This window comes from Cereibacter changlensis JA139 (genome assembly GCF_003034985.1).
GTDB classification, from domain to species: Bacteria; Pseudomonadota; Alphaproteobacteria; order Rhodobacterales; family Rhodobacteraceae; genus Cereibacter; species Cereibacter changlensis.
In genome coordinates this window covers 1-20,921 of record NZ_PZKG01000017.1, presented here as the reverse complement: position 1 = coordinate 20,921, position 20,921 = coordinate 1, and the positions used below count along the sequence as shown (strand labels likewise).

Sequence of the window (20,921 nt, the reverse complement as noted above, 5' to 3'; positions counted from 1 at the left end):
CCCTCACTTCGCTTCTGCGGCTGCGGCGACGGTCGCCACGGCGTCGGTTGCCCCGATGCGCTTCTGCGCCTCGGCGGTCCAGCCGGCCATGGCCTGCTGCCCCGGCTCCGGCAGGGCGCCGATCTCGGTCAGCGCCGCTTGCAGATCGCCGCGCTTCACCGCGGCCTCAGCGCGCGACAGGATTGCGTCGGGATCGTTGCCCTCGCGCGGCGCCAGCGAGCGCGCCCCGGCCTGGGTGCGGACGAAGGTGCTGACGCGACCGGCGAAAGTGTCGCCCATGTCGGCCAGCAACGAGGCCTCCAGCGCGGCGCGGGCGGCCTCGGGGAAGCTATCCTCCAGCGCGGCGAGGGTGGGGATGCCGCCCTGCGCGCCTTCGATCAGCACGGCGGGGATCTCGATCCCGGCGGCGGCGATGTCGTCCAGCGGCGCCGAATAGGCGTCGCCGCTGTCCAGCGCGGCGCGGACCCGCGACAGCGCGGCGGAGGTGGTGGCGGCGCGCGCCGTGGCCTCTACCTCGGCCTTCAGCGCGTCGGCCTGAGCCTGCGCCTCGGCGAGCCGCTTCTCGGCCGCCTCGGCGGCGGCCTGGATGTCGTTGCTGGCGGCGGAGCCCCCGCTCTCGACCTGGCTGCGCAGGCTGGCGATCTCCTCGCGCAGCGCGGCGACGTCGCCCGACGCGGCGCCACCCTCGGCTGGGGCGGTCTCGAGATTCGCGATCTTCTCCTGCAGCGCCGCGACCGCCTCGCTGGCCGCCTGGGCCTGCGACTGGGCCTCGGCGAGCCGGGCGGTCAGATCGTCGGTCGACGGAGCCGCGGCGAGCGTCTCGATCTGGGCGCGCAGGGCCGCGATCTCCTCGGCCTGAGCAGTTGCCTCGTCGTCATTGGCGGCGCCGGGCTGCAGCGGCCAGCCTTCGGGCACATAGCGCGACAGGCCGAAGCCGAGACCGGCGGCAATCACCCCGCCGAGCAGCAGCGCGAAGAAGCCGCCGGCCCCCCGCTTCGCCGGCTGGGCCGGCGCCGGACGTGGCGAGGGCGGAACGGAAGACGCCGCCACGGGCTCCGACTCCACGGGTTCGGGGTTGCGGTCCAGCGGTTCGGCCTCGTCCGGCTGCGCGGGGTCGTCGTGGCGCGGCACCTCATCGACGCTTTCGGGCTTCGGGGTCACCGGCTCCGGATCCGACAGCGTGAGCGGTGCGGTCTGCTCCGCCTCCGCAGGAATGTCTTTCCCCGGTTCGCGGGAATCTGGATCTGCCATTGCCGTGCCTTCCGTTTGCGCCTGCCTCGTGACCGGAGTCCCTTCGACCCTATCCGCTGCCGCAGCCTGTCTCAAGCAGGTGACTCTGCGTCAATAAGCGCCACGATCGCCGCGATCAGGCTTGCCGCATCGGGGTGGGCCGCGGTTTGCGACCGCGCCGGTTGCAACGGCGCCGCGGCCGCCGCGACCGCCGGGCTGAGCGCCGCGACCCAAAGCGGCGCGCCGGGCGCCCGCAGCCGCAGCTCCCCGGCCAGCAGCGCCGCCGTGCGGGGCGAGAACAGCGGCGCGATCACCGGCTCCGGCCCCTGCAGCAGGGCGAGCGCCTCGTCGCTCAGGGGCTGCGGCCGCTGGTCGTAGACCACCGCCTCTGTGGCCGGGATTCCCTCTTCTGTCAGTTGCTTGGCTACCTCGCCCCGCGTCTCGGCCCCGCGCAGGTGCAGGAGCGGCCCGGCCTCGCCCGCCGCCAGGATCTGCGCCACCAGCGCCTCGGCGTCGCCATCCGCCGAGCGGGTGCTCAGCCCGGCGGCGCGGGCGGCCTCGGCCGTGCGTTCGCCGACGCACCATGCGGAATGCGCGGTCTGCGGCTGTTCGGCGGATATCCGCCGGAAGGCCTCAACCCCGGTCTCGGAGGTGAAGATCAGCGTCGCCGCCCCGGCCGGAAGCTCCGGGCGCAGGAAAAGCGGGGCGAGCAGCGGCGAGGTCACCAGCCGAATCCCCTCGCCGAAGCGCTGGCGCAACGCCGCCGCGAACCGCGCCCCCTGCCGGGCAGGGCGGGTCAGCAGAAAGGGCTGGCGGGATTGTGAGGCCATGGCAGAGGTGTTACCTGCGGGTGATCCTTCTGGCAACCGGCGGCCCATGAGCGAAAGTCTCACCTTTCTTGGCATCGAGAGCAGCTGCGACGATACGGCAGCCGCCGTGGTGCGCCATGCGCCCGGCGCCCCGGCGGAAATCCTCTCCTCGGTGGTCGATGGCCAGACCGCGCTGCATGCGGCCTTCGGCGGCGTCGTGCCCGAGATCGCCGCCCGCGCCCATGCCGAACGGCTGGATCTCTGCGTCGAGCAGGCGCTGGCGGAGTCCGGGCTGCGGTTCGGGGATCTGGACGGCATCGCGGTGACGGCGGGGCCGGGGCTGATCGGCGGCGTGTTGTCGGGGGTGATGTGCGCCAAGGGCATTGCCGCGGGCACCGGGCTGCCGCTGGTCGGGGTCAACCATCTGGCCGGCCATGCGCTGACGCCGCGGCTGACCGACGGGCTGGCGTTTCCCTATCTGATGCTCCTGGTCTCGGGCGGGCATTGCCAGTTTCTGCTGGTGCGCGGGGTCGAGGAGTTCACCCGGCTCGGCGGTTCGATCGACGATGCGCCGGGCGAGGCCTTCGACAAGACGGCGAAGCTTCTGGGCTTGCCGCAGCCCGGCGGCCCGGTGGTCGAGGTCGAGGCGAAGGCGGGCAACCCGCGCCGCTTCGCCTTCCCCCGCCCGATGCTGGACCGCCCCGGCTGCGACATGTCCTTCTCGGGCCTGAAGACCGCGCTGCTGCGGGCTCGGGATGCGCTAATTTCGGCGCAGGGCGGGCTGACGCGGCAGGACCGCGCCGACCTCTGCGCCGGGTTTCAGGCGGCGGTGGCCGATGTGCTGGCCGAAAAGACCCGCCGCGCGCTGGCTTTGGTGCGCGACGAAACCGCGACGCCGGTGCTGGCCGTGGCCGGGGGCGTCGCCGCCAATGGCGCGATCCGCGCCGGGCTGCAGGCGGTCTGCGCCGCGGCCGGCGCGCGCTTCCTCGCGCCGCCGCTGCGGCTCTGCACCGACAACGCGGCGATGATCGCCTGGGCCGGGATCGAGCGCTTCCGTGCCGGCGCCCGCGACGGGATGGCGCTGTCGGCCCGACCGCGCTGGCCCTTGGACAAGACCAGCCCGGCCTTGATCGGCTTCGGCAAGAAGGGGGCCAAGGCATGAGCGACGTGGCGATCATCGGCGCGGGGGCCTTCGGCGCCGCCCTTGCGGTGACCTTGGGGCGCGAGGCGCCGGTGACGCTCTGGGGCCGCCGCGCACAGCAGGGGCTGGACCTGCCGGCAGGCGTCACCTTCACCACCAACATCAGCCATGTCACCGCAGGCACCGTGCTGCTCGCCGTACCGACCCAGGCGCTGAGCGCTGTTCTCAAGGACCATGCGGCGCGGTTGGACGGTCGCGCGCTGGTGGCCTGCTGCAAGGGCGTCGATCTGGCGACCGGGCTCGGCCCCACCGCACTGATCGCCCGCGCCTGCCCGGCAGCCACTGCGGCGATCCTCACTGGCCCGAGCTTTGCAGCCGATATCGCGCAGGGTCTGCCGACCGCCCTGACGCTGGCCTGCGCCGACGATGCGGCAGGCGAGGCGCTGCAGCGCCAGCTCTCCACCTCGGTCCTGCGGCTCTACCGCAGCACCGACGTGATCGGGGCGGAGCTTGGCGGCGCCCTGAAGAATGTCGTCGCCATCGCCGCAGGCGTGGTGATCGGCGCCGGGCTCGGCCAGTCGGCCCGGGCGGCGCTGATGACCCGCGGCTACGCCGAGATGCAGCGTCTGTCGCTGGCGCTCGGCGCGCGGCCCGAAACGCTGGCCGGTCTCTCCGGCCTCGGCGATCTGGTGCTGACCTGCACCTCGGATCAGTCGCGCAACTTCCGCTACGGCGCGGCGCTCGGCGCGGGGCGGCCCTTCGACAGCCATGTGACCGTCGAGGGCAAGGCCACCGCCAAGGCCGTGGTGGCGCTGGCGGCGCGGCACGGGCTCGACATGCCGGTGGCCGCGATGGTCGATGCGCTGATCGACGGCCATGTCACCCTCGCCCAGGCCATCCAGGCCCTTCTCACCCGTCCCCTGAAACAGGAGTAAACTGATGCGCGTCGCCCTGATCTGCACCGACAAGGCCGGTGCCCTGCAAACCCGGCTCGACACTCGCGCCGCCCATCTCGCCCATATCGAGGACAGCGGCGTGGTCGAGATGGCCGGCCCCTTCCTGAACACCGAAGGCCAGATGACCGGCTCGCTGGTGGTGCTGAATGTCGACACGCTCGCCGAGGCGCAGGCCTGGGCTGAGGCCGATCCCTATGCCAAGGCCGGCCTGTTCGAGACCGTGCAGATCGCGGAGTGGAAGAAGGTCATCGGCTGATGGCATACTGGCTGTTCAAGTCCGAGCCCGACGCCTGGAGCTGGGATCAGCAGGTCGCGCGCGGCGACAAGGGCGAGGAATGGACCGGGGTGCGCAACTATCAGGCCCGCAACCACATGCGGGCGATGCAGCTCGGCGACCGGGGGTTCTTCTACCATTCAAACATCGGCAAGGAGATCGTCGGCATCGTCGAGGTCTGCGGCCTGTCGGCGCCTGACAGCACCACCGACGATCCGCGCTGGGATTGCGTGACGATCAAGGCGGTGATGCCGCTGGCGCGCCCGGTGACGCTGGAGGATTGCAAGGCTGACGAGCGGCTGAAGGACATGGTGCTGGTGAACAACGCGCGCCTGTCCGTCCAGCCGGTGAGCGATGCGGAATGGCAGACGATCTGCAAGCTGGGCGGCATCTGACCGGCGGAAACGAGGGGCCCCGACCCCAGCGGGACCCCTCATCCACCCCACGTGCTCCCTTGGCACCACACGTGTTCCGAAAAGGTCCCGGGCATCCTGCCCTGCCCCGCCAGCCTAGCCCTGCGCGCCCGCCAGCGCAAAGGCCGAGTGTGGAATGTTTTATTCGAATGCGGGCCGCGAATGAAAACGGGCGCGGCATCGCTGCCGCACCCGTTCCACAAGCTGCGCGCGCCGGACGGGCCGGCGCCGCGGATCAGTAGCGGTAATGCTCCGACTTGAACGGGCCCTCGACGCTGACGCCGATGTAATCGGCCTGCTCGGGGCGCAGCTCGGTCAGTTTCACGCCGATCTTCTTCAGATGCAGCCGCGCCACCTTCTCGTCCAGCGCCTTGGGCAGGATGTAGACGCCCGGCGCGTAGTCGTCGCCCTTGGTCCAGAGCTCGATCTGCGCCAGCACCTGATTGGTGAAGGAGGCCGACATCACGAAGGACGGGTGGCCGGTGGCGTTGCCGAGGTTCAGCAGGCGGCCTTCGGACAGCAGGATGATGCGGCTGCCCGAGGGCATCTCGATCATGTCCACCTGGTCCTTGATGTTGGTCCACTTGTGGTTCTTCAGCGCGGCGACCTGGATCTCGTTGTCGAAATGGCCGATGTTGCCGACGATCGCCATGTCCTTCATCTCGCGGATATGCTCGATGCGGATCACGTCGCGGTTGCCGGTGGTGGTGATGAAGATATCGGCCGAGGCGACGACATCCTCCAGCACCACGACCTCGAACCCGTCCATCGCCGCCTGCAGCGCGCAGATCGGATCGACCTCGGTCACCTTCACCCGGGCGCCCGCGCCCTGCAGTGAGGCGGCCGAGCCCTTGCCCACGTCGCCATAGCCGCAGACCACGGCGACCTTGCCCGCCATCATCGTGTCAGTGGCGCGGCGGATGCCGTCGACCAGCGACTCCTTGCAGCCGTACTTGTTGTCGAACTTCGACTTGGTGACCGAGTCGTTGACGTTGATCGCCGGGAAGGGCAACTGGCCCTTCTTGTGCAGGTCATACAGGCGATGCACGCCGGTCGTCGTCTCTTCCGACACGCCCTTGATCGCGGCGCGCTGCCGGGTGAACCAGCCGGGGCTCTCGGCCAGACGCTTCTTGATCTGGTTGAACAGGCAGACCTCCTCATCCGAGGTCGGCACCGCGATCAGGTCGGTCTCGCCCGCCTCGACCCGGGCACCGAGCAGGATGTAGAGCGTCGCATCTCCGCCGTCGTCGAGGATCATGTTGCAGGTGCCCTCGGAGAACTGGAAGATCTTGTCGGTATAGGTCCAGTATTCCTCCAGCGTCTCGCCCTTGATGGCGAAGACCGGGGTGCCGGTCGCGGCGATGGCGGCGGCGGCATGGTCCTGCGTCGAGAAGATGTTGCACGAGGCCCAGCGCACGTCTGCCCCCAGCGCCACCAGCGTCTCGATCAGCACGGCGGTCTGCACCGTCATGTGCAGCGACCCGGCGATGCGGGCGCCGGCCAGCGGCTTCGACGCGCCGAACTCCTCGCGCAGCGCCATCAGGCCCGGCATTTCGGTTTCGGCGATGGTCAGCTCTTTCCGACCATAATCGGCCAGTGCGAGGTCCTTGACGATGAAGTCGGCCATGTCTGCGGCTCCTGAATGAATTTGCCTTGCCTTACCATCGAAGGGCCTTCGCGGCAATGCAGCGGCCCCCGGCGGCCCTGGGACATTTACACCACGCCGCGGAAGGCCTAACCGTTTTCTGCCGTGCATTTGAAGGAGCAGGCCATGGCGGTCACCGTGCAATCCTCCCGCCCCGCGACATCGCGGCAGGCCGTGGTCTTCTGCTGCAACGAGGCCTACCTGCCCTTCGCGCTGCATGCCGCAAGTCAGATCGCGGCCCTGTCGCCAGAGCGGAGTTTCGATATCTGCCTCTGCTGCAGCGAGGCCTGGCTGGAGGTGCCCGAGACCCTGCAGCCGCTTGACCTGCGGATCTGCCGGATTGATGTCGATGGCGTTTTCGACGGGCTGCGGCTCGATGCAAACCGGACGCATGACGTCTATCTGCGCATCGCCCTGCCGACCGCCCTTGCCGAGGATTACGACCGCATCCTTTATCTCGACTCCGACATCTTCGTGCAGGGCGGCGATTTCGCCGCGCTGCTGGCGGTGGATCTCGGCAATCATGCCATCGGCGCGGTGCGCGACAATATCCAGTGGCGCACCCCGGACCGGAAGCCCGAGCAGTTCAAGCGCCTCGGGATTGCCACCGCGCCCTATTTCAACGCCGGCGTGCTGCTGATGGATGTGCCGCGTTATAATGAGCTGGACCTGCTCGGCCGTTGCGTCGAACTGGGGCGGCGCGAGGCGGCGCAGATGATCCGCCACGACCAGAACCTCTACAATGCCGTGCTGAAAGGCGACTGGGCCGAATTGAGCCCGATGTGGAACTGGCAATACAGCTGGGCCGCGCGGCTTTTCGAGGCGATGCGCAGCCCGCATATCGTGCATTTCATCGGCACGCTGAAACCCTGGTCGGACCGGCATGGCGAATTCTCGCCGCGCTTCGCCCGCAGCTTCGATGCCTTTCTCGCAAGGCATTTCCCGGACCGGGCGCGCAAGCCGGTCAGCAGCGGGCTTTTGCCGGATCACCGGCAGATGCGGCGCATGTTGATCAAGCACTTCCTTTCCGCCGGCAAGCTCTCGCGCTATCTGGCGCAATTCCCCAGCGACATGACGGTCCGCAAATGAAACGCGCCTGGCAGAGAATGCTGTCGGGGCGCCGGCTGGACCTGCTGGATCCGACGCCAATGGATATCGAGGTCGAGGATATCGCCCATGGTCTCGCCTTCGTGGCGCGCTGGAACGGTCAGACCCGAGGCGACTGGGCCTATTCCGTCGCCGAGCATTCGCTGCTGGTCGAGCAGATCTTCACCCGCTGCAATCCGGCAGCGGGGCCGCGCTGGCAATTGGCAGCCTTGCTGCACGACGCGCCGGAATATGTGATCGGCGACATGATCAGCCCGGTGAAGGCGGCGATCGGCCCCAGCTATGGCGAACTCGACGCGCGGCTTTCGGCGGCGGTGCATCTGCGTTTCGGATTGCCGGCGGTGCTGCCCGTGCCGGTCAAGAAGGAGATCAAGCGGGCCGACCGAATTTCGGCCTGGCTGGAAGCTGTGCAGATCGCCGGTTTCACCAGATCCGAGGCGGACCGTTTCTTTGGCCGTCCGCAGGAGTCGGTGCTGGAGGGGCTTGAAATAAGGCTTCGCCCACCGGTGGACGTGCGGGCGGATTTTACCGCCCGCCACGTTTCGCTTCTGGCCGCCTTGGATAAAGGCTGACCGCTCAGATCGCCATGCTGTCGGCAGTGGCGCCCGCTTTCAGCGCGGCTTCGAACCAGCGCGGCTTGCGGCCACGGCCGGACCAGGTATCCGATGCATTGTCAGGGTTCGCATATTTGGGCGTCGCGGCGGCGCGTTTGCGGCCAGCGGGCGTGCCGGTCAGCTCGGCAAGGGAAAAACCCATCTCACGGGCTTTCTCTTCCAGCTCCGCCAGGGCGTCGCGTTTGCGGCGGTCTTCATAGGTGGAGATCGCTTTGACAACCTGGGCCTGGAGCGCCTTCAGTTCCTTCAGAGACATCGCGTCGAGGTTGGTTTCCACGTCAGGTTTCCTTTTAAAGTGGTTCCTATCTCTTTTCCCAATTCCAAAGTTGCGTCAATAGTTCCTCTGAGCGTTTTCATTTAACTTTGCGGTTATTCGCCCGTTCAGCGAACTTTGACCTGTACTTTTGGATATGGGAACTATTTTAACCCACCTTTCGAAAGGGTGAACATGAAAAAGGCCCGGCTGCTTTCGCAGCCGGGCCGAAGCGGAACGGCATGATGCGCGTGGGGCGCGACGGATCAGCGCGGGCTGCGTTTCGCCAGGATGCGCTGCAGCGTGCGGCGGTGCATGTTCAGCCGGCGCGCGGTCTCAGAGACGTTGCGGTCGCACATTTCGTAGATCCGTTGGATATGCTCCCAGCGCACGCGATCGGCAGACATCGGGTTTTCCGGTGGCGGCGGCAGGCTTTCGCCCTTCGCCAGGAGGGCATGCGTCACCTCATTGGCGTCGGCCGGCTTGGAGAGATAATCGGTCGCGCCGATCTTCACCGCAGCCACAGCCGTGGCGATGGCGCCATAGCCGGTCAGCACCACGATCCGGCAATCCGGCCGCCTCTCGCGCAGCACCTCGACCACGTCCAGCCCATTGCCATCCTCAAGCCGCAGATCGACCACGGCATAGGCCGGCGGCCGGGCCTGGGCGATGGATTTTCCCTCGGCGACGCTCTGCGCCGTTTCCAGCACGAAGCCCCGCTTTTCCATCGCCTTTGCAAGCCGCTTCAAGAACGGTTCATCATCATCGACAAGAAGCAGCGATCTGTCTGCTCCCAGATCAAACACCATGTCCTCGGCCATCTCACCCTGCCCAATCTGTTTTTCCCGGCTTCAGGAATATGCCTTTTGCCGGCGCCGGTCAAAGGGGTTAGATCAAGTGCCGGCATTCACGAAGCAAGAAACCCGCTCCGCCATTTCGTCCGCCGTCGCTTCCCGTTTGAAGAAATCCATGAAGCCTTTGCCCGGCATCATGAGATAGGTGAAGGTCGAGTGATCGACGAGATAGTACTCCGCCTCCGGGTCCTGGACCCGGTAGTAGGTCTTGTAGGCCTGCGACGCCGCCTTCACCTGCTCCTCGCTGCCGGTCAGCGCGATCATCCGCGGATGCATGGCCTCGGCGAAGTCAGCCATGACTTCGGGCGTATCACGCTTCGGATCGACCGAGATGAACACCGGCGTGACCTCGATGCCCTGCTCCTCCAGGATGTCGACCGCCTCGGCGTTGCGCTGGTTGTCGAGCGGGCAGACGTCGGGACAGAAGGTGTAGCCGAAATAGACCAGCGACGGCTTGGTGATGACCTCGGCCTCGGTCACGGTCTTGCCGGTCTGGTCGACCAGCGTGAAGGGCCCGCCGATGTCGCCGCCGGCCACCTGGCCGCCGCGGCACTGCGCATAGGCGTCGCTCGCCCGGTTGAAGTAGACATAGCCGCCCATCCCCGCGAGCCCCACAAGGACAGCCGCCGCCGCCACGCCTGCATAAAGCTTTGTCACGTCAGTTCCTCTTTGCCACACCCTGCCATCGCCGATTGAACCCGCACGGGCCGCGCTCTAACAATGGCTCGGACAGTAACTAGCAGTACGGGCGATGATCCTCCAGACCGACGGTCTTCTCAACCGCGACACGCGCGGCGACTGGGTGCGGTTGCGCACCCTGATCCTGCTGCGCTGGATGGCGATCTTCGGCCAGCTGGCGGCCATCGTGGTGGCCGACCGCTACCTGGGCATGGTCCTGCCGCTGGGCCTCTGCTTCATGGCGGTTGGCGCCTCGGTGGTGGCCAACCTGATCGCCGGCTTCGTCTTCCCGCAGAACCGGCGCCTGACCGAGACCCAGGCGCTGCTGATCCTGCTGTTCGACATCACCCAGCTGGCCTTCCTTTTGTTCCTCGCCGGCGGGCTCTCCAACCCCTTCGCGCTGCTGATCCTCGCGCCGGTCACGATCTCGGCATTGGCGCTGGAGCTGCGCACCACCATCATCCTCGGCTTCATCGCCATCGGCCTCTTGACCTTCACCTCCTTCTTCAGCCTGCCGCTGATCCTCGGCGACGGCACCCGGCTGGTGCTGCCGGAGCTGTTCGAATTCGGCTTCTGGCTGGCCATCGTCATCGGCCTCCTGTTCCTCAGCCTGTATTCCCGCCGCGTCGCGACCGAGATCCGCTCGATGTCCGATGCGTTGCTGGCCACCCAGATGGCGCTGGACCGCGAGCAGAAACTGACCGACCTTGGCGGCGTGGTGGCAGCCGCCGCGCACGAGCTCGGCACGCCGCTGGCGACGATCAAGCTGGTCAGCTCCGAGCTGGTGGAGGAGCTGGGCGACCGACCCTCGCTGCGCGAGGACGCCGAGTTGATCCGCACCCAGGCCGACCGCTGCCGCGACATCCTGCGCTCCATGGGTCGCGCCGGGAAGGACGACCTGCACATGCGCCAGGCGCCGCTGGGCGAGGTGCTGCGCGAGGCTGCCGAGCCACATGTCAGCCGCGGAAAGCGGGTCTTGTTCGATCTCTATCCCAGCCGCAACGGCGACGACCGCCAGCCGGCTGTGCTGCGTCGTCCCGAGGTGATCCACGGCCTGCGCAACCTGATCCAGAACGCGGTCGACTTCTCGCGCTCGACGGTCTGGATCGACGGCGAATGGACCCGCGACACCATCACGATCCGCATCGTCGACGACGGCGAGGGCTACCCGGCGCAGATCATCGGCCGGATCGGCGACCCCTTCGTGCGGCAGCGGCGCAGCGATCAGGACATGACCCGCCGCCCCGGCTACGAGGGCATGGGCCTTGGCCTGTTCATCGCCAAGACCCTGCTGGAACGCTCCGGCGCCGAGCTCAGCTTCGCAAATGCCGCCGATCCCTTCCTGACGAGCGAGGAGCGGCCCGAGCGTTGCGGCGCCATCGTCGAGGTGATCTGGCCGGTCGACCGCTTGGTGGTCGCCCCCTACCGGCCGCTCGGCGAGAACACCCTGATCCAGAGCTGAACCCCGCGGCGCGAGATCCCTGCGCGCTTCCGCCGCAGGATTAACTGACTCTTAAACTTTGGTCCCGATGCTCTGCGGCAACAGCTGGGCTTTGGCCGGAGTGACGTCAGTGCTGACAGAATGGACATGGGGCCTCGAACCTCTGGTCATCGCCGTCCTGGCCGCCTGCGCCGGAATCGTCGGCATGGCGCTGCTGCATTCCGGCGGCAAGGCCCGGCGCAACGCGATCTTCACCGAGCAGGAGGGCGAGACCGTCTTCCTCTTCGACGGCGAGACGCTGGTCGACGCGACCCCCGGCGCCCGCGCCCTGCTGTCATTGAGCCCCGCGGGCGGCGAGGCTTGGGCCCGGCTCGTCGCCTATGCCGCGCCGCGTTTTCCCGGTTTCGAGCAACAGATCGCCGGGCTGACGCTGCAGGGCCGCGCCGTGATGAGCACGGGCGAGGCCGAGGGCGAGCCGCTGACCCTGCAGGCGGAGCTTTGCGGCGGCCTGTTGCGCCTGACGCTGAGCGATGCCGGCGGCGCCGACCCGCCGCGCTTCGACCATCTGGCCCAGCGGGCCATGGCGGAGGAGCTGACCCAGCTGCGCGACACCGTGGCCCATGCTCCGCTGCTGATCTGGCGCGAACAGGCCGACGGGGCGGTGGTCTGGGCCAATGCCGCCTATCTGCTGCAATCGGCGCATCACCTCGCCCCCGGCCAAGATCTGGGCTGGCCCCTGCCCCGGCTGTTCGAGCGGACAGCGACCGGCCAGGGCGCCGCGCGGCAGCGCCAGCGACTCGACCGGCCCGACGCCGGGCGCTGGTTCGACCTCGTCAGCCTGCCGGAAGGCGCCGGCCGGCTGCTCTACGCCCTGCCCGCCGACGCCGCCGTGCAGGCCGAGGACAGCCTGCGCGACTTCATGCAGACGCTGACCAAGACCTTCGCGCATCTGCCGATCGGCCTTGCGATCTTCGACCAGCAGCGCCAGCTGGCCCTGCTCAACCCGGCGCTGCTGGATCTCACCGGCCTGCCGCCCGATTTCCTGTCGCTGCGCCCGCGGCTCTTCGCCTTCCTCGACGCCATGCGCGACAACCAGATGATCCCCGAGCCGCGCGACTACCGCAGTTGGCGCAAGCAGATGCTGGCGCTGGAAAAACAGGCCTCCGCCGGCCTCTATCAGGAGACCTGGAGCCTCGCCTCCGGCCAGACCTACCGGGTGATCGGCCGGCCACATCCCAACGGCGCGCTGGCGCTGATGTTCGAGGACATCTCGAACGAGATGTCGCGCACCCGCCGCTACCGCGCCGATCTCGAGCTCGGACAGGCGGTGATCGACGCCCTGGACGAGGCGATCGCCGTCTTCTCGGCCTCGGGCCAGCTGGTGATGTCGAACGCCGCCTATGCCGCGCTCTGGGGCCATGACCCCGGCGCCCGGCTGGGATCGAAGGGCATCGCCCAGATCTGCGCCCATTGGCGCAGCCTCTCCGCCGCCGCGCCGCTCTGGGCCGAGGTCGAGCAGTTCATCGGCGCCCTCGGCCGGCGCGCCGCCTGGTCGGGCGAGGCACGGCTCACCGACGGGCGGTTGATCGCCTGCCGCTTCGCCCCGCTCACCGGCGGCGCCACGCTGGCGGCCTTCCGCCTCGTCGCCCCCGATGGACCGGCGCTGAACCTCGCCAGCCGCCGGCTCACCGCCTGAACCGTCTTGCAGCCCGCGGCCGGCGCGGTCATGGTCGCGCCATGCCGACAGATGTCCCGCTCTCGCTTTCCCTGGCCTCGGAAGAGGAAACCGCACGGCTCGGCGCCGTGCTCGCGACCCTGCTGCGGCCGGGCGATACGGTCCTGCTCGAAGGGCCGATCGGGGCCGGCAAGACCCATCTCGCTCGCGCGCTGATCCAGACGCGGCTCGGCCATGCCGAGGATGTGCCCTCGCCGACCTTCACCCTGGTGCAGACCTACGAGACCCCGGAGACCGAGATCTGGCATGCCGACCTCTACCGCCTGACCCATCCCGACGAGGCGCTGGAACTGGGGCTGGAAGCCGCTTTCGACACCGCGATCTGCCTCGTCGAATGGCCCGACCGGCTCGGCGCACAGGCGCCGCAAGACGCCCTGCGGCTCACGCTCCGCGCCGAGGGCGAGGGGCGGCAGGCGGTTCTCACCGGCGGGCGCGAAGGTCTGCGGGCCGAGATAGAGCGGGAATTCGATGCCCGGACCTGACCGCCAGAGCCTTTCCGAGGCCTTCCTGCAGGGCATCGGTTGGGGTGCGGCAGATCGTCGCTTCCTCGCCGGAGACGCCTCGGATCGGCGCTATGACCGGCTGATCCGCGGCGAAACCACCGCCGTGCTGATGGATGCGCCTCCCGGACAGGGAGATGATTCGGCGGCCTTCGTCGCCATCGACCGCCATCTGCGCGGCCTCGGCCTCTCGGCGCCCGAGATCTTCGCAGAAGATCTGTCCACCGGCTTCCTGCTGCTCGAGGATCTGGGCGACGCGCTCTATGCCCGCCATCTCGCCGGCGCCCCGGCGGACGAGGCCGAACTCTACGCCGCCGCGACCGACGTGCTCCTGCACCTGCAGCGCGCGCCCGTCCCGCCCGGCCTGCCCGATCTGACCGCCGCCGACTGGGCCGAGGCCGCCGCCTTCGCGCCCGACTGGTATGGCCGCGCCGCCGGGGGCCCCACCCGCAGCCCCGCCTTCACCGCCACGTTGACGGACCTGCTGCAGCGCCATGCCGACGGGCCACGCGTGCTGATCCTGCGCGACTATCACGCCGAAAACCTGCTCTGGCTCCCGAGCCGAGCCGGGATCGCCCGGGTCGGGCTCCTGGACTTCCAGCTCGCGCAGAACGGCCAGCCCGGCTACGATCTGGTCTCGCTCTTGCAGGACGCCAGACGCGACGTGCCCGAGGCGCTGGAGCAGCGGATGATCCGCCGCTTCGCCACCGCGACCCGCCAGCCCGAGGCGGCGTTCGCCGCCGCCTATGCCGTGCTCGGCGCCCAGCGCGCCCTGCGGATCCTCGGCATCTTCGCCCGGCTCTGCCTGCAGGGCGGCAAGCCGCAGTATGTCGCGCTGATCCCGCGGGTCTGGGGCCAGCTGCAGCGCAACCTCGCCCATCCGGCGCTGGCGCCACTCGCCGCGCTCTGCGCAGACCTGCTGCCCGCGCCCACTGACGACGTTCTGGAAAGGATCCGCGCCCGATGCGCCAGCTTCCCGACGCGCTGATGCTGTTCGCCGCCGGTCTCGGCACGCGGATGGGCGCGCTGACCGCGACGCAGCCCAAGCCGATGATCCCGGTGGTCGGCAGGCCGCTGATCGACCATGCGCTGGCGCTGGTCGAGGCGGCAGGCATCGCCCGCACCGTGGTCAACACCCATTACCGCCCCGAACCGCTGCGGGCGCATCTCGCCGACCGCCGCGTCACCCTCTCGCACGAGCCCGCGCTCCTGGAGACCGGCGGCGGCCTGCGCAAGGCGCTGCCCCTGTTGGGCGAGGGCCCGGTCTTCACCCTGAACAGCGATGCGGTCTGGACCGGGGCGAACCCGCTCACCGAGCTGCGCGACGGCTGGTCCGACGGGATGGACGCGCTGCTGCTGCTCCTGCCGGCGGAGCAGGCCTCCGGCCATCCCGGCACGGGGGATTTCCTGCTCGATGCCGAAGGCCGCATCACCCGCGCCCAGGGCCGGCCCGGCCTCGTCTATCTCGGCGCGCAGATCCTGCGCACCGACCGGCTGGCAGGCGTGGCCGCCGAGGCCTTCTCGCTCAACCTGCTCTGGGACGCGATGATCGCCGAGGGCCGCGCCTTCGGGCTGATCCATCGCGGCGGCTGGTGCGATGTCGGTCGGCCCGAGGGCATCGCCGAGGCCGAGGCCCTGCTGGAGCGCGCCGATGTTTGACAACCCCGGCCCGCGTATCTTCGCCCTGCCGCCCGGCGTCGATTTCCCCGAACGGCTGGTCGCCGGCCTGCGCGCCCGCATGGCCGGTCAGCCGCCCGAGGCGATGGCGGGAGTGCTGCTCTACGTCAACACCCAGCGGATGCGGCGGCGGATCGTGGAGCTGTTCACCGCCGAGGGGGCGAGCTTCCTGCCGCGTCTGCGGCTCGTCACCGATGTCGCCGCCCTGCCCGGCCTGCCTGCCGCCGTCCCGCCGCTGCGGCGGCGGCTGCAGCTGACCCAGCTGATCGGGCGGCTGCTCGACGCGCAGCCCGATCTCGCCCCGCGCTCGGCGCTCTTCGATCTGGCCGACAGTCTTGCCACACTGATGGACGAGATGCAGGGCGAAGGTGTGCCGCCCTCGGCCATCGCCGCGCTCGACGTGTCGGACCATTCTGCGCATTGGCACCGGACGCAGTCCTTCATGGGCATCGTCGCGCCCTTCTTCGAGGGCGAGGAAGCGCCGGATTCGCAGCAGCGTCAGCGCATGGCGGTGGAGCGGCTCTCGACCCTCTGGCAGTCGGCGCCGCCGCAGGGCTCGGTGATCGTCGCGGGCTCCACCGGCTCGCGCGGCACCACGGCGCTGTTCATGCAGGCGGTGGCGGCGCTGCCGCAGGGCGCGCTGGTGCTGCCCGGCTATGATTTCGACCTGCCGGCGCCGGTCTGGGACGGGCTCGCCGATGCGATGACCGCCGAGGATCACCCGCAATACCGTTTCCACAAGATCCTGACCATGCTCGGCGCCACGCCCGCCGAGGTGCAGCGCTGGATCGGCGACGAAGCCCCCTGCCCTGCCCGCAACCGTCTGATTTCTCTGTCTCTTCGTCCCGCGCCGGTCACCGATCAATGGCTGACCGAAGGCCGGCTGCTGACCGATCTGGCCGAAGCCGCCCGCGACATGACGCTGATCGAGGCGCCGGGTCCGCGCGCCGAGGCGATGGCCGTCGCCATGCTGATGCGCAAGGCGGCGGAGGACGGGCGGCGTGTGGCGCTCATCACCCCCGACCGCGGACTGACGCGGCAGGTGACGGCGGCGCTCGACCGCTGGGGCATCCTGCCCGACGATTCCGCCGGTCGCCCGCTGCCGCTTTCACCGCCCGGGCGTTTCCTGCGCCACATCACCCGGCTCTTCGGTCAGCGCCTGACCGGCGAGGCGCTGCTGACGCTGCTGAAGCACCCGCTGACCGCCACCGGCGCCGATCGCGGCAACCACCTGCGCTGGACCCGCGATCTGGAGCTGGAGTTTCGCCGCAACGGCCCGCCTTTCCCGACCGGCGAAACGCTGGCCACCTGGGCGGCGACGCGGCCGCAGGACGGCATCGCCGATTGGGCGCGCTGGCTGGGCGAGGTCTTCGCCGGCGTGGAAGAGGCCGGGACGCGCAGCCTCACCGATCACGTCACCGCCCATCTGGCGCTGGCCGAGGCGCTGGCCACCGGACCGGGCGGCGCGGACAGCGGCGAGCTGTGGCTGAAGGAGGCGGGCGAGGCGGCGCAGGCCAAGGTGGCCGAGCTCGTGGCCGAAGCGGAGCAGGGCGGCGATCTGACCCCCGCCGATTATGGCGATCTCTTCGATGCGATCCTCTCCACCGGCGAGGTGCGCGACCCGACGCAACCGCATCCCGACCTGATGATCTGGGGCACGCTGGAAGCGCGGGTGCAGGGCGCGGATCTGGTGATCCTCGGCGGGCTGAACGACGGCATCTGGCCGCAACTGCCGCCGCCCGACCCGTGGCTGAACCGGCAGATGCGGCTGAAGGCCGGGCTGCTGCTGCCCGAACGCCGCATCGGCCTTTCGGCGCATGACTACCAGCAGGCCATCGCCGCGCCCGAGGTGGTGCTGACCCGCGCCATCCGCGACGCCGAGGCCGAGACCGTGCCCTCGCGCTGGCTCAACCGCCTGATGAACCTGATGAGCGGGCTGGGCGAGCAGGGCGGGCCGGAGGCTCTGGCCGGGATGCGTGCGCGCGGCCATGAATGGCTGGCGCTGGCGGCGGCGCTGGAAACCCCGGCGCATGAAGTCCCGCTGGCCAGGCGTCCCGCGCCACGGCCCCCGATCGCGGCGCGGCCGCAGAAGCTGGCGGTCACCGGCATCAGGACGCTGATCCGCGACCCCTATGCGATCTACGCCCGCCACATCCTGCGGCTCTTCGCGCTCGACCCGCTGAGACAGGCCCCCGACGCGCGGCTGCGCGGCTCGATCCTGCACAGCGTGCTCGAAGATTTCGTGAAGACCCGCCGCCCCGACGCGCCCGAGACCCGCGACGAGGCCCGCGCCCGGCTGATGCGGATCGCCGATGCGGTTCTGGCGAAGGATACGCCCTGGCCCGCCGCCCGCGCGCTGTGGCGGGCCAGGCTGGAACGCGCCGCCGATTTCTTCCTCGACGCCGAGGCCGCCAGCGGCGGCACGCCAGTGATCCTCGAGGAGCAGGGCCGCGTGGCGCTCGGCCCCTTGCCCTTCACCCTCACCGCCAAGCCCGACCGCATCGACCTTCTGGCCGACGGGCGGTTGCATATCCTCGACTACAAGACCGGCACGCCGCCGACGAAAAAGCAGCAGGCGCAGTTCGACAAGCAGCTGCTCTTGGAGGCCGCGATGGCCGAACGCGGCGGCTTCAAGGGGTTGGAGACGGCGGAGGTGGCGAAGATCAGCTACATCGGTCTCGGCACCTCGCCGAAGATCGAGGAAACCGCGCTCGATCCCGAGATGCTCGGCAAGGTCTGGGAGGATCTGCACCGGCTGATCGGCCGCTATCTCTCGGCGGAACAGGGCTATGCCTCGCGCCGCGCCATGTTCGGCGAGCGCTTCCCCGGCGATTACGACCATCTCGCCCGCTTCGGCGAATGGGAGATGAGCGACCCGCCCGAACCACAGGATGTGCCATGAGGGATGACGCCAGCGAACGGCAGGTGCAGGCGGCCAACCCGCGCGCCTCGACATGGCTTTCGGCCAATGCGGGCTCAGGCAAGACCCGGGTGCTGACCGACCGGGTGGCGCGGTTGCTGCTCGATGGGGTGGAGCCGCAGCGCATCCTCTGCCTCACCTATACCAAGGCCGCGGCATCGGAGATGCAGAACCGCCTGTTCCGCCGTCTGGGCGAATGGGCCATGCTGGGCGATACGCCGCTGCGCGCGGCGCTGGACGACCTCGGGCTCGACGGGCTGCAGGACGAGACGCTGGTGAACGCGCGGCGGCTCTTCGCCCGCGCCATCGAGACGCCGGGCGGGCTGCGCATCCAGACCATCCACTCCTTCTGCGCTTCGCTCCTGCGCCGCTTCCCGCTGGAGGCCGGAGTCTCGCCGCAATTCACCGAGATGGACGACCGCGCCGCGAGCCTGTTGCGCGAGGAGATCGTCGAGGAGATGGCCGACCGTCTGGCGCCCGAGATCGTCACCGATCTGGCCCGCGCCTATACCGGCGAAGATTTCGGCAAGCTGGCGCATGAGGTGGCCAGCCGCCGCGCCGGGCTGCTCGAGGCGCTGGACGGGCAGGCCTGCCGCGCGCTCTTCGGGCTGGGAGCGGTGGATGCCGGCACGCTGGTCGCGCAGGTGCTGCAGGGCGGCGAGGCCGACTGGCTGCCGCAGCTGATCACGGCGCTCGACGGCGGCACGAGCACCGACCAGAAGGCGGCGCAGAAGCTGCGCGGGCTGCGGCTGGAACGGCCGGGGCTGACGACGCTGGCGGTGCTGGAAGATGTCTTCCTCACCGGCGCCTCCGCGAAGGAGCCCTTCACCGCCAAGCTCGGCAGCTTCCCGACCAAGGCGACGCGGGCCAGGCTCGGCCCGCTGATCGACCGGCTCGAACCCTTGATGCTGCGGACCGAAGCCGCGCGCCAGACCCGCATCTGCCTGCAGGCGGCGGAAAAGACCCGCATCCTGCGCGCCTTCGCCGCCGTCTTCCTGCCGATCTACGCCGCCCGCAAGCAGGCGCGCGGCTGGCTTGACTTCGACGACCTGATCACCCGCGCCCGGATGCTGCTGACCGACCCCTCGGTGGCGCAATGGGTGCTGTTCCGGCTGGACGGCGGCATCGACCATATCCTCGTCGACGAGGCGCAGGACACCAGCCCCGACCAGTGGCGGGTGATCGAGCTTCTGGCGCAGGAATTCACCGCGGGCCGCGGTGCGCGCGACGTGGCGCGGACGATCTTCGTCGTCGGCGACAAGAAGCAGTCGATCTACTCCTTCCAGGGCGCCGATGTCGAAGCCTTCGACAAGATGAAAAACCATTTCAGCCAGCGGCTGAACGAGGCCGACACGAGGCTGGAAGATCTCGACCTGCTGCATTCCTTCCGCTCTTCCGCCACGATCCTGCGGCTGGTGGACCTGACCTTCGACGAGCGGCGGCGGCAGGATCTGGGCGGCGAGGTCAAGCACATCGCCTTCCGCGACATGCCGGGGCGCGCCGAGCTCTGGCCGCTGATCCCCTCCAGCAAGGACCCCGAGAGCGAGAACTGGTTCGACCCCGTCGATCTGATCTCCGACGAGCATCACGCGGCCCGGCTCGGGCGGCAGGTGGCGCGGCGCATCCGGGCGATGATCGACACCGGCGTGCAGATCCCGGCGGGAAAGGCATTCCGCCCGGCGCATGCCGGGGATTTCCTGATCCTCGTGCAGCGCCGCTCCGACATCTTCGCCGAGATCATCCGCGCCTGCAAACTCGAGGGCCTGCCCATCGCCGGCGCCGACCGGCTGAAGCTGGGGGCGGAGCTGGCGGTGAAGGATCTGGCGGCGCTCCTCTCCTTCCTCGCCACGCCCGAGGATGACCTCTCGCTTGCCGCCACCCTGCGCTCGCCGCTCTTCGGCTGGACCGAGGGCCAGCTCTATGCGCTGGCCCAGCCGCGGAAGGGCTATCTCTGGCGGGCGCTGCGCGACGCCGAGGCCGAACATCCCGATACCGTCCGCATCCTGCGCGACCTGCGCGATCAGGCCGATTTCCTCCGGCCCTTCGATCTGATCGAACGTGCGCTGACCCGGCACGACGGCCGCCGCCGCCTGCTGGCCCGGCTGGGCGACGAGGCCGAGGACGGGATCGACGAGCTTCTGTCGCAGGCGCTGGCCTATGAGCGCACCGATGTGCCGAGCCTGACCGGCTTTCTCACATGGCTGCAGACCGACGATGTCGAGGTGAAGCGGCAGATGGATGCCGCGGGCGGGCGCATCCGGGTGATGACGGTGCATGGCTCCAAGGGGCTCGAGGCGCCGATCGTCATCCTGCCCGACACTGCCGACCGCGGCGTGCGCGAGCATGACGAGATCTTCGCGCTGGAGACCGGCGATCTGGTCTGGAAGACCGCTTCCGACGCCAGCCCGCCGCAGATCGCCGCCGCCCGCGAGGCGCGAAAAGCCAGGGCCGCGGCGGAGAACATGCGGCTGCTCTATGTGGCGATGACGCGGGCGCAATGCTGGTTGATCGCGGCGGCGGCCGGCAAGCTGGAGACCGGCGGCGCCTGGCACGACCTGATCCGGCAGGGCATGGTCGCGGCGGGCGCCGAGCTGCTGCAGGACGGCGGCCTGCGGCTGAGCGAGGGGAGCTGGCCCGAGCCGCTGCCGGGGCAGGCGGCGCCGACTGGCCGCCC

The 20,921-nt window shown here is 69.5% G+C and carries 19 protein-coding genes; 13 read left to right on the top strand and 6 right to left on the bottom strand.

The window, feature by feature from the left end; all coding sequences use genetic code 11:
• Window positions 1-3: 3 nt before the first annotated feature.
• Window positions 4-1,251 (bottom strand): COG4223 family protein, encoded by a 1,248-nt coding sequence (locus C5F48_RS05905; protein WP_107662986.1) that lies wholly within the window; start codon window positions 1,249-1,251, stop codon window positions 4-6.
• 71 nt (window positions 1,252-1,322) lie between these two features.
• Window positions 1,323-2,060 (bottom strand): uroporphyrinogen-III synthase, encoded by a 738-nt coding sequence (locus tag C5F48_RS05900; RefSeq protein WP_107662985.1) that lies wholly within the window; start codon window positions 2,058-2,060, stop codon window positions 1,323-1,325.
• 46 nt (window positions 2,061-2,106) lie between these two features.
• Between C5F48_RS05900 and tsaD the strand changes: the two genes are divergently transcribed.
• From tsaD to C5F48_RS05880, 4 genes are read left to right on the top strand one after another with little or no spacing between them, the layout of a single operon-like run.
• Window positions 2,107-3,201 (top strand): tRNA (adenosine(37)-N6)-threonylcarbamoyltransferase complex transferase subunit TsaD, encoded by a 1,095-nt coding sequence (gene tsaD / locus C5F48_RS05895; protein WP_107662984.1) that lies wholly within the window; start codon window positions 2,107-2,109, stop codon window positions 3,199-3,201.
• Window positions 3,198-4,115, top strand: coding sequence for an NAD(P)H-dependent glycerol-3-phosphate dehydrogenase (locus C5F48_RS05890; RefSeq protein ID WP_107662983.1), 918 nt, complete (start codon window positions 3,198-3,200; stop codon window positions 4,113-4,115). Before tsaD ends, C5F48_RS05890 begins: the two co-directional genes overlap by 4 nt.
• A 4-nt stretch (window positions 4,116-4,119) precedes the next feature.
• Window positions 4,120-4,392, top strand: coding sequence for a YciI family protein (locus tag C5F48_RS05885; RefSeq protein WP_107662982.1), 273 nt, complete (start codon window positions 4,120-4,122; stop codon window positions 4,390-4,392).
• Window positions 4,392-4,805, top strand: a complete 414-nt coding sequence (locus tag C5F48_RS05880) for an EVE domain-containing protein (RefSeq protein WP_107662981.1) — start codon at window positions 4,392-4,394, stop codon at window positions 4,803-4,805. Before C5F48_RS05885 ends, C5F48_RS05880 begins: the two co-directional genes overlap by 1 nt.
• A gap of 253 nt (window positions 4,806-5,058) precedes the next feature.
• Here the strand turns inward: C5F48_RS05880 and ahcY are convergent, their stop codons facing one another.
• Window positions 5,059-6,450, bottom strand: coding sequence for an adenosylhomocysteinase (ahcY, locus tag C5F48_RS05875; protein WP_107662980.1), 1,392 nt, complete (start codon window positions 6,448-6,450; stop codon window positions 5,059-5,061).
• Between the two features lie 144 nt (window positions 6,451-6,594).
• On the opposite strand from ahcY, the gene C5F48_RS05870 reads away from it, so the two are divergent.
• Window positions 6,595-7,557, top strand: coding sequence for a glycosyltransferase family 8 protein (locus C5F48_RS05870; protein ID WP_107662979.1), 963 nt, complete (start codon window positions 6,595-6,597; stop codon window positions 7,555-7,557).
• Entirely contained in the window at window positions 7,554-8,147 is a 594-nt protein-coding gene (locus tag C5F48_RS05865) for an HD domain-containing protein (protein WP_107662978.1), read from the top strand. Before C5F48_RS05870 ends, C5F48_RS05865 begins: the two co-directional genes overlap by 4 nt.
• A gap of 4 nt (window positions 8,148-8,151) precedes the next feature.
• On the opposite strand, the gene C5F48_RS05860 is transcribed toward C5F48_RS05865, so the two are convergent.
• From C5F48_RS05860 to C5F48_RS05850, 3 genes are all read right to left on the bottom strand, one after another.
• A complete protein-coding gene (locus tag C5F48_RS05860) occupies window positions 8,152-8,445 on the bottom strand; it encodes an H-NS histone family protein (RefSeq protein ID WP_373454328.1) in 294 nt (97 codons plus the stop codon).
• A gap of 263 nt (window positions 8,446-8,708) precedes the next feature.
• Window positions 8,709-9,263 carry an ActR/PrrA/RegA family redox response regulator transcription factor gene (locus C5F48_RS05855; RefSeq protein ID WP_107662976.1) on the bottom strand — a complete coding sequence of 185 codons (555 nt, stop codon included), beginning with the start codon at window positions 9,261-9,263 and terminating at the stop codon, window positions 8,709-8,711.
• A 72-nt stretch (window positions 9,264-9,335) separates the two neighbouring features.
• Complete coding sequence (locus tag C5F48_RS05850) at window positions 9,336-9,953, bottom strand: SCO family protein (RefSeq protein ID WP_107662975.1); 618 nt, start codon at window positions 9,951-9,953, stop codon at window positions 9,336-9,338.
• 94 nt (window positions 9,954-10,047) lie between these two features.
• Between C5F48_RS05850 and regB the strand changes: the two genes are divergently transcribed.
• From regB to addA, 7 genes are all read left to right on the top strand, one after another.
• On the top strand, window positions 10,048-11,436 hold the full coding sequence (gene regB / locus C5F48_RS05845; protein ID WP_107662974.1) for a sensor histidine kinase RegB: 1,389 nt from the start codon (window positions 10,048-10,050) through the stop codon (window positions 11,434-11,436).
• 109 nt (window positions 11,437-11,545) lie between these two features.
• Window positions 11,546-13,111, top strand: coding sequence for a PAS-domain containing protein (locus C5F48_RS05840; RefSeq protein WP_245941237.1), 1,566 nt, complete (start codon window positions 11,546-11,548; stop codon window positions 13,109-13,111).
• Between the two features lie 41 nt (window positions 13,112-13,152).
• Window positions 13,153-13,632, top strand: coding sequence for a tRNA (adenosine(37)-N6)-threonylcarbamoyltransferase complex ATPase subunit type 1 TsaE (gene tsaE / locus C5F48_RS05835; protein ID WP_107662973.1), 480 nt, complete (start codon window positions 13,153-13,155; stop codon window positions 13,630-13,632).
• Window positions 13,619-14,638 (top strand): aminoglycoside phosphotransferase family protein, encoded by a 1,020-nt coding sequence (locus tag C5F48_RS05830; protein ID WP_107662972.1) that lies wholly within the window; start codon window positions 13,619-13,621, stop codon window positions 14,636-14,638. The genes tsaE and C5F48_RS05830 overlap by 14 nt, the downstream gene beginning before the upstream one ends.
• Window positions 14,614-15,309 (top strand): nucleotidyltransferase family protein, encoded by a 696-nt coding sequence (locus C5F48_RS05825; protein WP_107662971.1) that lies wholly within the window; start codon window positions 14,614-14,616, stop codon window positions 15,307-15,309. The genes C5F48_RS05830 and C5F48_RS05825 overlap by 25 nt, the downstream gene beginning before the upstream one ends.
• Window positions 15,302-18,229, top strand: a complete 2,928-nt coding sequence (gene addB, locus C5F48_RS05820; protein ID WP_107662970.1) for a double-strand break repair protein AddB — start codon at window positions 15,302-15,304, stop codon at window positions 18,227-18,229. Before C5F48_RS05825 ends, addB begins: the two co-directional genes overlap by 8 nt.
• Window positions 18,226-20,921 (top strand): double-strand break repair helicase AddA (gene addA / locus C5F48_RS05815; protein WP_107662969.1); only part of this gene is annotated, 2,696 nt, incomplete at its 3' end. The genes addB and addA, both read left to right, overlap by 4 nt.

Bases quoted from the DNA above. Each gene is read 5' to 3' on its own strand.
- C5F48_RS05905 (WP_107662986.1), bottom strand. From the start codon at position 1,251: ATGGCAGATCCAGATTCCCGCGAACCGGGGAAAGACATTCCTGCGGAG.
- C5F48_RS05900 (WP_107662985.1), bottom strand. From the start codon at position 2,060: ATGGCCTCACAATCCCGCCAGCCCTTTCTGCTGACCCGCCCTGCCCGG.
- tsaD (WP_107662984.1), top strand. From the start codon at position 2,107: ATGAGCGAAAGTCTCACCTTTCTTGGCATCGAGAGCAGCTGCGACGAT.
- C5F48_RS05890 (WP_107662983.1), top strand. From the start codon at position 3,198: ATGAGCGACGTGGCGATCATCGGCGCGGGGGCCTTCGGCGCCGCCCTT.
- C5F48_RS05885 (WP_107662982.1), top strand. From the start codon at position 4,120: ATGCGCGTCGCCCTGATCTGCACCGACAAGGCCGGTGCCCTGCAAACC.
- C5F48_RS05880 (WP_107662981.1), top strand. From the start codon at position 4,392: ATGGCATACTGGCTGTTCAAGTCCGAGCCCGACGCCTGGAGCTGGGAT.
- ahcY (WP_107662980.1), bottom strand. From the start codon at position 6,450: ATGGCCGACTTCATCGTCAAGGACCTCGCACTGGCCGATTATGGTCGG.
- C5F48_RS05870 (WP_107662979.1), top strand. From the start codon at position 6,595: ATGGCGGTCACCGTGCAATCCTCCCGCCCCGCGACATCGCGGCAGGCC.
- C5F48_RS05865 (WP_107662978.1), top strand. From the start codon at position 7,554: ATGAAACGCGCCTGGCAGAGAATGCTGTCGGGGCGCCGGCTGGACCTG.
- C5F48_RS05860 (WP_373454328.1), bottom strand. From the start codon at position 8,445: ATGTCTCTGAAGGAACTGAAGGCGCTCCAGGCCCAGGTTGTCAAAGCG.
- C5F48_RS05855 (WP_107662976.1), bottom strand. From the start codon at position 9,263: ATGGCCGAGGACATGGTGTTTGATCTGGGAGCAGACAGATCGCTGCTT.
- regB (WP_107662974.1), top strand. From the start codon at position 10,048: ATGATCCTCCAGACCGACGGTCTTCTCAACCGCGACACGCGCGGCGAC.
- tsaE (WP_107662973.1), top strand. From the start codon at position 13,153: ATGCCGACAGATGTCCCGCTCTCGCTTTCCCTGGCCTCGGAAGAGGAA.
- C5F48_RS05830 (WP_107662972.1), top strand. From the start codon at position 13,619: ATGCCCGGACCTGACCGCCAGAGCCTTTCCGAGGCCTTCCTGCAGGGC.
- C5F48_RS05825 (WP_107662971.1), top strand. From the start codon at position 14,614: ATGCGCCAGCTTCCCGACGCGCTGATGCTGTTCGCCGCCGGTCTCGGC.
- addB (WP_107662970.1), top strand. From the start codon at position 15,302: ATGTTTGACAACCCCGGCCCGCGTATCTTCGCCCTGCCGCCCGGCGTC.